Source organism: Betaproteobacteria bacterium (assembly GCA_016720065.1).
GTDB lineage: Bacteria > Pseudomonadota > Gammaproteobacteria > Burkholderiales > Rhodocyclaceae > SSSZ01.
On sequence record JADJXY010000002.1, the window covers coordinates 1,888,178 to 1,901,554 of the forward strand.

The 13,377-nt window shown below is 62.2% G+C and carries 14 protein-coding genes and 1 tRNA gene; 1 reads left to right on the forward strand and 14 read right to left on the reverse strand.

Going from position 1 to position 13,377, the window contains the following annotated elements; all coding sequences use genetic code 11:
• Window positions 1–16: 16 nt before the first annotated feature.
• The 3 genes from IPM73_12010 to motA all read right to left on the reverse strand — a co-directional run bounded on the left by IPM73_12010 (window position 17) and on the right by motA (window position 3,148).
• Window positions 17–1,252: a methyl-accepting chemotaxis protein gene (locus tag IPM73_12010; GenBank protein MBK8918736.1), complete on the reverse strand. Its 1,236-nt coding sequence runs from the start codon at window positions 1,250–1,252 to the stop codon at window positions 17–19.
• 76 nt (window positions 1,253–1,328) lie between these two features.
• Window positions 1,329–2,258 carry a flagellar motor protein MotB gene (gene motB / locus IPM73_12015; protein MBK8918737.1) on the reverse strand — a complete coding sequence of 310 codons (930 nt, stop codon included), beginning with the start codon at window positions 2,256–2,258 and terminating at the stop codon, window positions 1,329–1,331.
• Between the two features lie 32 nt (window positions 2,259–2,290).
• Complete coding sequence (gene motA / locus IPM73_12020) at window positions 2,291–3,148, reverse strand: flagellar motor stator protein MotA (protein ID MBK8918738.1); 858 nt, start codon at window positions 3,146–3,148, stop codon at window positions 2,291–2,293.
• A 189-nt stretch (window positions 3,149–3,337) separates the two neighbouring features.
• Between motA and IPM73_12025 the strand changes: the two genes are divergently transcribed.
• On the forward strand, window positions 3,338–3,871 hold the full coding sequence (locus IPM73_12025; GenBank protein ID MBK8918739.1) for an NUDIX hydrolase: 534 nt from the start codon (window positions 3,338–3,340) through the stop codon (window positions 3,869–3,871).
• A gap of 37 nt (window positions 3,872–3,908) precedes the next feature.
• Here the strand turns inward: IPM73_12025 and IPM73_12030 are convergent, their stop codons facing one another.
• From IPM73_12030 to IPM73_12080, 11 genes are all read right to left on the reverse strand, one after another.
• Window positions 3,909–4,373, reverse strand: coding sequence for a TonB family protein (locus IPM73_12030; GenBank protein ID MBK8918740.1), 465 nt, complete (start codon window positions 4,371–4,373; stop codon window positions 3,909–3,911).
• A 324-nt stretch (window positions 4,374–4,697) separates the two neighbouring features.
• Window positions 4,698–4,838 carry a DUF3149 domain-containing protein gene (locus IPM73_12035; protein MBK8918741.1) on the reverse strand — a complete coding sequence of 47 codons (141 nt, stop codon included), beginning with the start codon at window positions 4,836–4,838 and terminating at the stop codon, window positions 4,698–4,700.
• A 3-nt stretch (window positions 4,839–4,841) separates the two neighbouring features.
• Window positions 4,842–5,384 (reverse strand): FixH family protein, encoded by a 543-nt coding sequence (locus IPM73_12040; protein ID MBK8918742.1) that lies wholly within the window; start codon window positions 5,382–5,384, stop codon window positions 4,842–4,844.
• Between the two features lie 10 nt (window positions 5,385–5,394).
• The gene (gene ccoG, locus IPM73_12045; GenBank protein ID MBK8918743.1) at window positions 5,395–6,819 is read right to left on the reverse strand and encodes a cytochrome c oxidase accessory protein CcoG; all 1,425 of its coding nucleotides are present in this window, start codon (window positions 6,817–6,819) and stop codon (window positions 5,395–5,397) included.
• Between the two features lie 145 nt (window positions 6,820–6,964).
• Window positions 6,965–7,858, reverse strand: a complete 894-nt coding sequence (gene ccoP / locus IPM73_12050; GenBank protein MBK8918744.1) for a cytochrome-c oxidase, cbb3-type subunit III — start codon at window positions 7,856–7,858, stop codon at window positions 6,965–6,967.
• A gap of 14 nt (window positions 7,859–7,872) precedes the next feature.
• Window positions 7,873–8,049, reverse strand: a complete 177-nt coding sequence (locus tag IPM73_12055; protein ID MBK8918745.1) for a cbb3-type cytochrome oxidase subunit 3 — start codon at window positions 8,047–8,049, stop codon at window positions 7,873–7,875.
• Window positions 8,050–8,053: 4 nt separating this feature from the next.
• The gene (gene ccoO / locus IPM73_12060; protein MBK8918746.1) at window positions 8,054–8,674 is read right to left on the reverse strand and encodes a cytochrome-c oxidase, cbb3-type subunit II; all 621 of its coding nucleotides are present in this window, start codon (window positions 8,672–8,674) and stop codon (window positions 8,054–8,056) included.
• Between the two features lie 12 nt (window positions 8,675–8,686).
• Window positions 8,687–10,114 (reverse strand): cytochrome-c oxidase, cbb3-type subunit I, encoded by a 1,428-nt coding sequence (ccoN, locus tag IPM73_12065; protein ID MBK8918747.1) that lies wholly within the window; start codon window positions 10,112–10,114, stop codon window positions 8,687–8,689.
• A 328-nt stretch (window positions 10,115–10,442) separates the two neighbouring features.
• Window positions 10,443–10,655, reverse strand: a complete 213-nt coding sequence (gene ccoS, locus IPM73_12070) for a cbb3-type cytochrome oxidase assembly protein CcoS (GenBank protein MBK8918748.1) — start codon at window positions 10,653–10,655, stop codon at window positions 10,443–10,445.
• Window positions 10,655–13,096, reverse strand: a complete 2,442-nt coding sequence (locus IPM73_12075; GenBank protein MBK8918749.1) for a heavy metal translocating P-type ATPase — start codon at window positions 13,094–13,096, stop codon at window positions 10,655–10,657. The genes ccoS and IPM73_12075 overlap by 1 nt, the downstream gene beginning before the upstream one ends.
• 202 nt (window positions 13,097–13,298) lie before the next feature.
• Window positions 13,299–13,374: transfer RNA gene (locus IPM73_12080), tRNA-Thr, on the reverse strand.
• Window positions 13,375–13,377 lie beyond the last annotated feature (3 nt).

The window sequence follows — 13,377 nt, forward strand, 5'->3', positions numbered from 1 at the left end:
TTGTCCCCTCATGGTTTCAAAACAGTTCTACGTCGCCGCTGGAAAGACCGGTCTGCTGACTGGTCGTGTTGCCGGCACTTTGTTTGAGATCGCCCACCTGCCGCGCAATGTCCTCGATGCGCCGGCAGAGTTCCTCGATGGCGGCGGCGGCAGCCACGGCGTCGCCACTGCCGCGCAGCGCTCCGGCAGCGCCGGCCTGGCTGCCCGCCATTTCGGCCAGGGCATCCAGCCGCCTCGACACGTGTCCGAGCAACTGGGTGACCAGATCCTGAAACTGGAGCGATACGATGGCCTGATTGACCGCCACCTCCATGGATCCCGCAATTTCGTTCAACTGGCCGACGGTGTGACCGGTACGCCGGTTCATTTCCTCGATTCCGGACATGGCCTGCTCGACACCATCCTTGGAAGTCAGCGCGAAGGTCATGTCCTGGGCAGCCATCTGGTTGATGGCCCCTTCCGCCGCCTCGATGGAAACCTGCATATTGGCAAGTTGGCCGCGAATCTGCTGACTGAAGTGGTTGGTTCGCCCGGAAAGATCGCGTACTTCGTCTGCCACGACGGCGAATCCCCGCCCCGCCTCCCCGGCCCGCGCCGCCTCGATGGCCGCATTGAGCGCCAGCAGATTGGTCTGCTTGGCGATGCCTTCGATTTCTCCGAGCATGCCCTTGACGTCGCGCATCTGGGCCATGATACGGTCGGTGAGTTCCACCAGGGTCATGGCGACGCGCGAATTCTCGATGACGCTATCGACGAAACGCCGCAGCGTTTCCGAGGTATGCGAGGCAAAGGACTCGAAGGCCGCCACCGAACTCTGCCCCCCGCTGTCACCGGCCCCGGAAACGATTTCCATGCCCAGGCGCTGCTGCCGCTGCACTTGCTCGTTCATGCCGCTGAAACTGCCGATGAGCTTGCCGATGGCGTCGCTGAAGATGGCTTGTGCCTGCGTCACCTCGCTGCGCATCTGCTCGATCTGCTGGACACCGTGCCGCGACGAGGCTTCCAGGGCCTGGGCGCTGCGGTCGGCCAGGAGGCGGTCGCCGTTCCCCGGGGCGTCGGGGCGTTCGGACGGCGAGGGCGCCGCCCCAGCGGGAAAGAGGAGCAGGAGAATCGCGCTCAACAGGCCCCAGGCGATGGCCACCGCCGGAATGCGGGCAGCCGGTTCGAACCCCCAGAGCAGAGCCCCAAGAAGGAGAGCAATGACTCCCCCCAGCCAGCGACGACGACCCGTGGTTCCCATGCCTCTCCTCATCCCCAATTCGTCATACTAACCGAAATTGGCATTTTTGTTAAAAAATTATCGTCGCCAAGGAGCCTTTCGCACCGCATCAGTGCGCACTGCCGCCAGATTGTCCGGGCGACGGGTCCAGCTCGCTGATTTCTGCCTCGGGCCCCTCTTCCTGAAGAATGGCCAACTCGGTTTTCTTGTTCATCACGACAATGCTGATGCGGCGATTGACCGGATTGAGCGGATCGTTCTTGTCGAAAAGAATGGTCGAAGCCCCGCCGACAACCCGCAATACCTTGGATTCGTCCATTCCCCCGACGACGAGTTCCCGGCGCGAAGCATTGGCACGATTGGCCGACAGTTCCCAGTTGGAAAAACCCTTCTCGCCGCCGCCAAACTGGGCGGCATCGGTATGGCCGGTAAGGCTCACCCGGTTCGGTACCGCGTTCAGTGCCTTGCCGATCTGCCGCAGGATTTCCCTGGTATAGGGCTTCAATTCAGCGCTGCTGGAATCGAACATGGGCCGGTTCTGTTCGTCGACGATCTGGATACGCAGGCCCTCGGCGGTGATGTCGAGCAGCATCTGGTTCTTGAAGGGAGCAAGCTGGGGGTTGTCACCGATGGCTTTTTCGATGCGCCCCTTCAATTCTTCCAGGGATTCCCGCTCCTTGCGCTGGAACTCCAGCGAAGCTTCCTTCTGGACGAAACGCTTTTCCTTGGTCTCGGCCTCGCCCTTCTTGACCTGCCCCGCCTGCCGGGTCAGATCCTTCCCCCCGCCTTTGAGAATGGAGGAGGAATCCCCCGAGCCGCTGCCCCCTTGCAGCCCGACTTTGAGCGGGTTCTGGAAGAATTCGGCAATCCCCTGCAAGTCGCCCTGGGCGGTGGAGCCGAGCAGCCACATGAGCAGGAAGAAGGCCATCATGGCGGTCACGAAGTCCGCGTAGGCGATCTTCCAGGCGCCGCCGTGGTGACCGCCGCCGCCTTTCTTGATGCGCTTGATGACTATGGGACGTGTGGAATCGTCGCTCATGCCTTGGCCTTATCCCGCTCCTCGCGCAGGCTTCACTTGCCCTTGCGGGCCTTGAGATCCTCTTCGAGCTCGCGGAAACTGGGCCGCACGCTGGAGCCGAGAACCTTGCGGCCGAATTCCACCGCCACTTGGGGCGCGTACCCCGACATCGAGGCCAGGAGAACGACCTTGATGCACTGGTAGATTTTGCCCTCTTCTTCCGCCTTCTGCTCCAGGATACTGGCGATGGGCGCGACAAATCCGTAGGAAATCAGGATGCCGAGGAAAGTCCCGACCAGGGCGCCGCCGATCATTTTGCCCAGCACGGCGGGCGGCTGCCCCACCGAGCCCATGACGTTGACCACCCCCATGACGGCCACCACGATACCGAAAGCCGGCACGCTGTCGGCCACCTTGGAGACGATGTGGGCGGGACCGGCAACTTCGTGGTGATGGGTTTCGAGTTCCATGTCCATGAGCGCCTCGATTTCCAGAGCATTGAGGTTGCCGCCAACCATCATACGCAGGTAGTCACAGACAAAATCAAGAACGTGGTGATCTGAAATCACATTGGGATACTTGCTGAAAATGGGGCTGGCTTCGGGGTTCTCGATATCGCCTTCGATGGACATCAAGCCCTCCTTGCGCACCTTGCCAAGGATTTCGAACAGCATGGCCAGGGTATCCATGTACAGCGCCTTGGTGAATTTGGATCCCTTGAGCGCCCCCGGGACCGCAGCCACCGTGGCCTTGATGCTCTTGATATCGTTGCTCGCCACGAAGCCGCCGATCATGAGGCCGACGATGGCGATATATTCGAGGGGGACCCAGAGCGCCGCCAGGCTTCCGTGGACGGCATAGGTGCCGACCGAGGCGCCGAGTATGACGACATAGCCGATGATCAGGAACATCCCAGAACCCTTCCGCGCCGTAATGCCGGCGACCTGCCCAACTCTGTTATTGGTATCTTGGCCAGCCGCCGAAAGCCTTGGCTAAGGCCAGCCTGCGAGCGGCCATTGTAGGACGGTCGGCCCGGACGGCGCAATGCTACACTGCGACTCGAGCCTTGCCATGTGCGCCTTCGCGCGACTTTCCCCGTGATCCGATACTGCCCCCTTTGCGCCGCCCCGGTCAGCCACCGTGTCCCTCCCGGAGACACGCTGCCCCGCCACGTATGCGACGATTGCGGGCACATCCACTACGAGAATCCACGCCTGGTGGTGGGGTGTATCTGTACCTGGGAAGACTCGATCCTGCTGTGCCGGAGAGCCATCGAGCCCCGCCACGGCTTCTGGACCCTGCCGGCAGGTTTCATGGAGAACGGCGAAACGACGGCACAGGCAGCGGCACGCGAGACGCTCGAGGAGGCCTGCGCGGAAGTCGTCGTCGAGAGACCCTTCGCCCTCGTCAATGTGGCCCGCATCCATCAGGTCCATCTTTTCTATCTTGGACATCTACCTCATCCCGGCTGCGCGGCCGGGAGCGAGAGCCTGGAGGTAACCCTCGCCCGGGAACACGAGATCCCTTGGTCGGACCTGGCGTTTCAAAGCGTGAGCCTGTGCCTGCGGCAATTCTTTGCCGACCGCCAACGCGGCGCCTTCGGCTTTCACACCGCTGACATCGAGCCTGCCTGAACCCAGCCACGGGTTCGTCCAACTGAGGTTTCCAGGATCATTGCTCCAGGGAGTAATTGACGGGCACCGCAACGGTCAGTGCCTCGCCGCGCAGACGTTGCGGCAGGGAGACCCGGGCGGCGGCCTTGGCCACGGTGTCCATGGCCTGGCGGTCCAGAATCGCGTGTCCCGATGAACGGCCCAGGGATACCGCCGGGAACGTCGTACCCGGGGCGTAGACGAGAACCACTTCTACGGTCCCCGTCCAGCCCCGCTCACGGGCCAGAGCCGGATAGGGATGCTGTCCCCGCAATTCCCGCGCCAGTGCGAGCCGCAGTTCCTTCACCGTGTCCTGATCAGGCTCGGGAGGCCGAGCGGGCGACTGGGCCACCGCTTCGCTCTTGGGCGCGGCATTGGCTGTCTCGGCGGGGGGAACGGCAGCGGTGGACACCGCTGCTGCCGCCTCCGTAGCCTGCAAGGTCGGCGCCGGCCTCATTTCCCGGGGGTCTGTCTTGGAGGGCACGGTCTTCCTCATTTCATGAGTTGGCACCGTTTTCCGGGTCACCGGAAGCGTGCTCGTTTCTGCCTGTACCCTGGGTGGCAAAACTTCCTGAGCGAGGCGCACGGCAAGAGGCCGCGCTCCCTCGGGCGGCCCCGGGGGCGGAGGGGCCCCCCAAAGCAGTAGGGCGTGGGCAATTGCTGACGCCACCAGCGCACGCCGCAGGTTCAGGTCGTTCTCCCGGCGGAGCATCGGGGTCATGGGATTGGCGGGCCGGGACGAAAAACCCCCGCCGGAATCCGGTCGGGGGTTCACTGCCTCGCAAGCGGGCAAAGCCGCTGGGACGGCTCAGCGCCCGGCGTTCTTCGCGTCTTCCTCGGCCTTGGCGTTGTACATCTTCACCATGCAAACGCCAATCACCACGACGCCGACGATGACCCCGAGGCTCATCAAGCCGAAATCACTGCCAAACAAGAGTTGCCATGCCATAAATCACCTCCCGGTTTCAGATTGAACATGCGATGCGACCTTCGCTCCGGACCCCAGCCGGAGCGCTTCCTGGGTGCCGGATTGCCACTCTCCCTGGAGACGCCAGCTACCTCCCGGCTCTTCCAGGGTGACAATCCAGCGCCCCGAAATCTCGGCGGACAATTTCCCGCCATAGAGACCCTGCCCTTCCGCAGCGAGAACCGCCTGACGGTCCTGGCCAGACTGGGTCGGATGGATGAATTTGGCACTCAGGTTGGTCGGCAACTGCGCCGGCTCCCGGGCCAGCACGATGACCCGAACCTGACTGCCCGACACCATCAGATCAGCGGCGAGCCCAAGGTCTGAAGCCTTGTGATCCCGCTGCAGGCGCCGGTTCACCTCCAGCCCCTGCTTGTAATAGTCGTCTTCCACGAGGCCGTCGAAACTACGAACGGCAAGCCAGAGCGTCACCGCCCCAGCGATCACCACCGCCAACGGGCCGGCCATCAGGATCCAGGGCCAGCGCTCACGGTACCAGGGACGCTCGCCCCTCTGTTGCAGTGTCATTTCGAGCCTTTCAGGGCATCAGGAAGGAAGCCTTTTCGTGAACGGCAACCCCTTCCCGGTCAACAGCCTTGACGTCGAAGAAGAGAACGTTCGCGCCCTTGCGGCCATTCTCCGGGGGCACCCGGACGCTGACGACCACTTCCTTGTTCTCGGCGCTCGCCACCTCGACCTCGCGCTCACCGACGATTTCGGCGCCTTCCAGGCCAGAAACCGCCAAGGTAAAGCGACCGACACCTTCGGTGACATTCATGATTTTGACGTGATAGAGGTTCTCGATGCGCCCATCGTCGGCTTCCCGAGCCAGCACCGAACGATCCCGCAACACATCAACCTTGAGTGGAACCCGCATCGCCAGGGACCACGCCGAAGCAGCCGTGACGGCCAACAGGATACCGGTATACAGCATGATCCGCGGCCGCATGATGTGGGCAAGAATTTCTCTGGGCGTGTAGTGCTGGGCCAAAGCATTTTCAGTGGAATAGCGGATCAGCCCCTTGGGCTGCCCGGTCTTGCTCATGACCTGATCGCAGGCGTCGATACAGGCGGAGCAGCCGATACACTCGTACTGCAGCCCTTTGCGGATATCGATACCGACCGGACAGACCTGGACGCAGAGTCCGCAGTCGACACAGTCCCCCAGACCTGCCGCCTTGGGATCAACGCCCTTCTTCCGCGCACCTCGAGGCTCACCCCGTTCCGGATCGTAGGTGACGATCAGCGTATCGGCGTCGAACATGACCCCCTGAAACCGGGCGTAAGGGCACATGTACTTGCACACCTGCTCCCGCAGAAAGCCCGCCTGCATGTAGCAGAAACCCGCGTAGAACAGGATCCAGAAGATCTCCCAGGGACCGAAATCGAAGGGCAGAGACGCCAGAAGCTCGGAAGTGGGTGTGAAATAGGCGACCAGGGTGAAGCCCGTCCACAGCGAGACCACGATCCAGGCGGTGTGCTTGAGTGCCTTGAGACGCAGTTTGCGGGCGTCCACAGGGGCCTTGTCAAGCTTAATGCGCGCCGAACGATCCCCTTCGATACGCGCCTCGATCCACATGAAAATCTCTGTATAGACCGTCTGAGGACAGGCATAACCACAGAACAGTCGCCCCGCGACGGCGGTGAAGAGAAAGAGCGCGCAGGCGGAGATGATGAGCAGCAGCGCCAGATAGAAAACGTCCTGGGGCCAGAGCACCAGGCCGAAGAGGTAGAACTTGCGCTCGACCAGATGAAAGAGCACCGCCTGCCGGTCGTTCCACTGCAGCCAGGGACCACCGTAGAAAATGAGCTGGGTGAACCAGACCAGGGCCCAACGCCAATTGGCCCACCAGCCTTTCACTTCCTTGGCGTAGACAACCTTGTGTTTGGCGTAAAAGGAAACCTGCTGTACCGCCGGGGCCGGCGCATCGGTCGACGCGCCGCTCTCTGTCTTTTTATTCATGCTCGATCCAGGTTCGTATCAGGATGGCTCAAGGCGCCATTGTGCCCCAAGGGCGCCCTAAACCATCGTGATGCGAAGCAGAACTTCCCGCACCGCAAACAAAAACGCGGGGTGGCTTGCCACCCCGCGCTCGGACAGGCTTGACTTACTTTCCGCCCAGGCTCAGCACGTAGGCGGCCAGGACATGAACCTTGCCGTCACCCAGGAACTCCTTCCAGGCCGGCATCTGGTTTTGACGGCCATTGGTGATCGTCTCGACAATGGTGGCTTCGGAAGATCCGTAGAGCCAGACCTTGTCGGTCAGGTTGGGAGCCCCAATGGCCTGCATGCCGGTACCATCAGGCCCGTGACAGCCGGAACAACCTGCAGAGTTGAAGGCATCCTTGCCCTTGGCAGTGCGCGCGGCGTCGTTGGGCAAGCCGGACAGGCTCCGCACGTAGTTGGCAAGATCCTTGATGGTATCTGCACCCAGCTGGGCATGGGGAGGCATCATGCCCATGCGGCCGGCTGCAATGGTCTCGACGACCTTCTCGGCTTCTCCGCCGTACAGCCAGTCACCATCGGTCAAGTTGGGGAAGCCCTTGGCACCGCGGGCGTCCGCCCCATGACATTGCATGCAGTAGGTCATGTAGAGGCGCTTGCCCATTTCCATGGCCTGCTTGTCCGCAGCGACGGCCTTGAGATCCATCTTGAGGTATTTCTCGAACATCGGCTTGATGGTCTCATCGGCCTTGGCCACTTCTGCCTTGTGCTGACCGGCAGAGGACCACCCCAGAACGCCCTGGAACTTGCCAAGGCCCGGGTAGAGGGCGAGGTAGACGAACGCGAACGCCACCGTGATGACGAACATCCAGGTCCACCACTTGGGCATCGGGTTGTTGTACTCCTCCAGGTTTTCGTCCCAGACGTGACCCATGGTCTTGCCGGGCGTGAAGGTGGCCTTGCCCTGGACGACCAGGAGGACGACGCAGTACAGAATACTGGCCACCACGATCACGATTACATAGAGGTTCCAAAAATCGCTAACGAAATCGCTCATTTGCTTTCCTTTTTTCAGCGCGGGTGCGACGCGCGAGACGCCGCACCGTCTTCATCGTGTTCTGCGAACGGCAGGTTGGCAGCCTCGTCGAAGCGCTGCTTGTTGTTCCGACTGTAGGCCCACCAGACGATACCCAGGAAGGTCAGCAGGGAAACCACCGTGCCGATGGATCGCAGATCGTTGATGTCCATGGCTTTACTTGGTGCTCTTCAGCGCCGTGCCCAACCCTTGCAGGTAGGCGACCAGAACGTCGAGCTCGGTCTTGTCACCGATCGCCGCCTTGGCACCCTTCATGTCTTCGGCGGTGTAAGGCACACCAACCTTGGACAGGGCAGCCATCTTGGCTTCGATGTCAGCACCGACCGTATCCTTTGCCTTGGCCGTGGCTAGCCACGGGAACGCCGGCATGTTGGATTCCGGTACCACGTCGCGCGGATTGATGAGGTGAGCCCGCTGCCACTCGTCGGAATAACGACCACCGACGCGGTGCAGGTCCGGACCGGTACGCTTGGAGCCCCACTGGAACGGATGGTCATAAACGAACTCACCCGCCACAGAGTAGTGGCCATAGCGCTCGGTCTCGGCGCGGAAGGGACGGATCATCTGCGAATGGCAGTTGTAGCAGCCTTCACGGATATACACGTCACGGCCGGCCAAACGGACCGCATCGTAGGGCTTGAGACCCTCAACCGGAGTGGTGGTGGATTTCTGGAAAAAGAGCGGAACGATTTCCAGCAGCCCCCCCCAGAGAATCACCAGAAGCGTCAGAACGATGAGGAGTCCGACGTTCTTCTCGATTTGCTCGTGCTTGATCATTATTTCCCCCTGTTAAGCGTGGTGGCCGGCCGCGGCGACGACGGGGACATCCCGCGTGTTGCCACCAGCGATGGTCTTGAACATGTTGTAAGCCATGATCAACATGCCACCCAGGAACAGAACACCACCCAGAACCCGGATCGCCCAGAAGGGGTACGAACCCTTCACTGCTTCGACGAAGCTGTAGGTCAGGGTGCCATCCGGATTCACGGCACGCCACATGAGGCCCTGCATCACACCGGCGATCCACATGGAGGTGATATAGAGCACGGTGCCGATGGTCGCGATCCAGAAATGAACCGTGATCAGCTTGGTGCTGTACATCTCTTCCTTGCCGAACAGGCGGGGCAACAGGTAGTAGAGGGAGCCGATGGACACCATGGCGACCCAGCCCAAGGCACCGGAGTGCACGTGACCGACGGTCCAGTCGGTGTAGTGCGACAAGGCATTCACCGTCTTGATGGACATCATCGGGCCTTCAAAGGTGGACATGCCGTAGAAGGACAGGGAGGTGACCAGGAACTTGAGGATGGGATCGTCACGCAGTTTGTGCCAGGCACCGGACAGGGTCATGATGCCGTTGATCATGCCGCCCCAGGACGGAGCGAGAAGGATCAGGGAGAAGACCATCCCCACGGACTGGGTCCAGTCGGGCAGCGCGGTGAAGTGCAGATGGTGCGGACCCGCCCACATGTAGGTAAAGATCAGCGCCCAGAAGTGCACCACCGACAGGCGGTAGGAATACACCGGACGACCGGCCTGCTTCGGCACGAAGTAGTACATCATGCCGAGGAAGCCCGCGGTCAGGAAGAAGCCCACCGCGTTGTGACCGTACCACCACTGGATCATGGCGTCCTGAACCCCGGCGTAGCAGGAGTAGGACTTGAGGAAGGACACCGGCACTTCGCAGCTATTGACCAGGTGAAGGAGCGCAACCGCCAGGATCATGGAGCCGAAGAACCAGTTCGCCACGTAGATGTGGGAAACGGTCCGCTTGGCGATGGTACCGAAGAACACGATGGCGTAGGACACCCAGACCAGGGTGATGAGGATGTCGATGGGCCATTCGAGTTCGGCGTACTCCTTGCCCGTGGTGAAGCCCAGGGGCAACGAAAGCGCAGCGAGAACGATGACGATTTGCCAACCCCAGAAAGTGAAGGCAGCCAGGGGACCGGCAAAAAGCCGGGTGTGGCAGGTGCGCTGGACGCACCAGTAGGATGTTGCAAACAATGCACAGCCGCCGAAGGCAAAAATCACCGCATTGGTGTGCAAAGGACGCAGCCGGCCGAAGTGCAGCCATGGCCCGATATTGAGCTCCGGCCAGACCAGCTGAGCGGCAACGATGACGCCGACCAGCATCCCGACGATGCCCCAGATGACGGTCATGACGGCAAATTGCCGTACGACCTTATAGTTGTATGTGGTTTGCGTTTCCGACATGGACCCACCTCTCGTTAATGAAAAAACCCCGTGAACCGCCCCCCTGCAACCCAAGGCGGCAATTGGACCGAGATGCTATTCTAGAACGAAAGCCCAGGATTGATATAGATCAACATACTAATTATCTAGACCGGCCTAATCCCTAGGAATTACGCGGGTCGGCGGGATACGGAAGGGCAATCGGCGGCTAGCGGGGGCCTCCGAAAAGTGGGGACAAAAAAAGGGTGCGTCGTAACGCACCCCAACCCCAACAGAGAATCGCTGTGAAGCACTCGCTTCACCTGGGGAGAATAGTGCCTTTCCCACTGGCCGTCGGCGTTGACCCAGGTCAACGAGTCTCGGTTTTGGCGCCTTTTCCTCGGGATATTTTTCTTTCCCCGGATTCCGGCACGTTTTCCTCCCTGTCGTCGTCCATGAGCACGCGGAAACCCGGCCCTTCGAGATCGTCGAACTGCCCACTCTTCACCGACCACCAAAATAGCCAGGCAATCAGGAAAACCAGGACGACGGAGAGGGGGATGAGGAGATACAGGCTTTCCATCAATTTTCCTCTGAGCGCTGAATGCGCAGGGAATTCAAGACAACCAGGAGCGAACTTGCCGACATGCCTATCCCCGCCATCCAGGGGGTTACATACCCGGCAATGGCCAGGGGCAAGGCGACGAAATTGTAGGCGAAGGACCACCACAGGTTCTGCCGGATCACCCGTAGGCTGAACCCGGCCCGACGCACACCACGCCTCAGGTGATCGAGATTTTCCGACAGAAGCACCATGTCCGCCTGGGTGCGTGCCAGTTCGGCGCCTCCCCCCATGGCCACGGATATCTGGGCCAGGGCCAGGACGGGAGCGTCATTCACTCCGTCACCCACCATGGCCACCACGGCCCCGCGGGACTGAAGTTCGGTCACGCATTCGTGCTTGTCCTGGGGCGTGGCGCTCGCCCTGACCTGGTCGATTCCCAGGCGGCGCGCCACGGTTTCAGCCACGGCAGGCGCGTCGCCGGTCAGGAGGACGACGGTCTTTCCGTCCCGGCGCAATTCTGCGATCAGTGTTTCCGCCTCCGGGCGTACCTGATCGGCGATCCGGAACAGGGCCAGCCAACGGCTTTCGTCGGCCAGCGCGATGACCGTATCGCTCGCATCGAGCCACGACTCAGCCGCGGCAGGAGGCGCGCCGACCCGGGCAGCAACGAAGGCCGGCCGGCCGATCCGGAGTCGTCGCTCTACGACAAGCCCCTCGACGCCCTGACCCGGTTCATTGATGAGATCGAGTGCCAGAGGAAGTTCCCGGGATGGAGCCGCCGCCCGGATTGCCTTTGCCAGCGGATGCTCCGACCCCGCCTCCAGCGCGGCGGCAAGCGCCAGACACTGGTCGGCGGGAAGGTCGGAGAGTGGCAGGATGTCGCTGAGGGTCATGCGCCCGGTGGTCAACGTTCCGGTCTTGTCGAAGACGAAGTGGGTGGCGCGGGCGAGGGTCTCGACCGCGTGCCCGCGAGTGACCAGGAGCCCGTCCCGGGCCAGCGCCCCGGCAGCAACGGTCAGGGCGATGGGAGTAGCCAGGGAAAGGGCGCAGGGGCAGGTGACGACGAGCACGGAAACGGTAATCCACAGGGCACGCTGGGGGTCATGGACCATCCAGGCAACCGCCGCGGCAAGCGCCACCAGAAGGAGCGCGGCGACGAAGCGGCTGGCGATGCGGTCGGCCAGCTCGACCACCCGCGGCTTTTCCAGTGCAGCCCGCTCCATGAGCCGCACGATGGCGGACAGGCGCGTTCCCTCACCCACGCGGTCGACCCGTATCACCAATGGGCTTTCCGTGTTGACGCTGCCCCCGGTCACCCGGTCGCCGGGAGTCTTGCGTACCGGGCGGCTCTCCCCGGTCAGGAGCGCCTCGTCGGCAGCGCTATTGCCCTCGACCACCCTCCCATCGGCGGGGATGGTTTCTCCGGGGCGGACCAGTACATGGGCGCCGACGGGCAAGTCGCCCACCATGACCTGCGTGAACTCCCGGTCGTCAGGGTAATTGGCCAAGCGATGGGCAAAAGCCGGCATGAGCCGTGCCAGGGCCTCGGTGACACTGACCGCCTTCTGGCGGGCGTTCATTTCCAGGAAGCGGCCACCGAGGAGGAAAAAGACGAACATGGTCACCGAATCGAAATAGACCTCGCCCGACTGAACCCAGGTCGCCCACACGCTGGCCAGGAACGCAGCCCCCACGCCAAGCGCCACGGGAACATCCATGCCAACGCGGCGCAGACGGAGGTCCCGCCAGGCGTTGCGGAAGAAGGGCGCCGACGAGTACACGACCACCGGCAGGGTGAGCAGGAGGCTGGCCCAGCGCAGGAGGGATTCCACGTCTGCCGTGATTTCGCCTTCTCCCGCCACGTAGACGGGAACCGCGTACATCATCACCTGCATCATGCCCAAACCCGCCACCCAGAGACGCCAGAGGGCGTCGCGCCGTTCGCGACGGGCCAGTTCCTCGTGCCGGCCCGCGTCGTAGGGATGGGCGCGGTACCCGATGGCCGCGATGGCGGCGAGAATTTCCGAGAGCCGGATGCGGGTTTCATCCCAGCGCACGCGGGCCCGACGGGTGGTGTAATTGATGTCCACGGCCACGACACCGGGCAAGCCTCCCGCGTGCCGCTCGTTGAGCCAGATGCAGGCGGCACAGGTGATGCCTTCGAGCATCAGCGAAGCCTCCCGCTCGTTCTCGCCCATTTCCCGCACGAAGCTTTTCTGAAAGTCCGCGTGGTCGAAGAGCGCCAGCCGGTCGAGCACCTCGGGGACAGCCTGAGCGGGCGACTCGGGAAGCGCGCCCCGGGTGCGGTAGTAATCCTCCAGACCGTTTTCGACGATGGCTCTTGCAACCGCCTGGCAACCCAGGCAACACATGGGCCGAAGCGTGCCGCCAACACTCACGTCCAGGCTGACATCGGCTGGAACGGACTGGCCACAGTGATAACAGGATTGAGAAGTCATGTCCGATGGGCGGTGGGACGGCGTTCCGGGAAGAACCGGGCGGAGTGCGTCGCGCTGGCGATCAAGGGGGAACGCTGGCACCACCAGTCCGGCGCACCGCTTCCCTGCGAGGGCCCGGCGCTAAATCCGGGGCGCTCTGGCCGCCGAATCGGCGGAACCCATCATTCGACGGACGGAAGCAACGCCCGGGTAAAGAATTCCGTGGTGCTGCAGAGAGGAATCGAACCTCCGACCTACTGATTACGAATCAGTTGCTCTACCAACTGAGCTACTGCAGCAAA

Excerpts from the sequence above, each read along its gene's own strand:
- IPM73_12010 (MBK8918736.1), bottom strand. The coding sequence starts at position 1,252 with ATGAGGAGAGGCATGGGAACCACGGGTCGTCGTCGCTGGCTGGGGGGA.
- motB (MBK8918737.1), bottom strand. The coding sequence starts at position 2,258 with ATGAGCGACGATTCCACACGTCCCATAGTCATCAAGCGCATCAAGAAA.
- motA (MBK8918738.1), bottom strand. The coding sequence starts at position 3,148 with ATGTTCCTGATCATCGGCTATGTCGTCATACTCGGCGCCTCGGTCGGC.
- IPM73_12035 (MBK8918741.1), bottom strand. The coding sequence starts at position 4,838 with ATGGCATGGCAACTCTTGTTTGGCAGTGATTTCGGCTTGATGAGCCTC.
- IPM73_12040 (MBK8918742.1), bottom strand. The coding sequence starts at position 5,384 with ATGACACTGCAACAGAGGGGCGAGCGTCCCTGGTACCGTGAGCGCTGG.
- ccoG (MBK8918743.1), bottom strand. The coding sequence starts at position 6,819 with ATGAATAAAAAGACAGAGAGCGGCGCGTCGACCGATGCGCCGGCCCCG.
- ccoP (MBK8918744.1), bottom strand. The coding sequence starts at position 7,858 with ATGAGCGATTTCGTTAGCGATTTTTGGAACCTCTATGTAATCGTGATC.
- IPM73_12055 (MBK8918745.1), bottom strand. The coding sequence starts at position 8,049 with ATGGACATCAACGATCTGCGATCCATCGGCACGGTGGTTTCCCTGCTG.
- ccoO (MBK8918746.1), bottom strand. The coding sequence starts at position 8,674 with ATGATCAAGCACGAGCAAATCGAGAAGAACGTCGGACTCCTCATCGTT.
- ccoN (MBK8918747.1), bottom strand. The coding sequence starts at position 10,114 with ATGTCGGAAACGCAAACCACATACAACTATAAGGTCGTACGGCAATTT.
- ccoS (MBK8918748.1), bottom strand. The coding sequence starts at position 10,655 with ATGGAAAGCCTGTATCTCCTCATCCCCCTCTCCGTCGTCCTGGTTTTC.
- IPM73_12075 (MBK8918749.1), bottom strand. The coding sequence starts at position 13,096 with ATGACTTCTCAATCCTGTTATCACTGTGGCCAGTCCGTTCCAGCCGAT.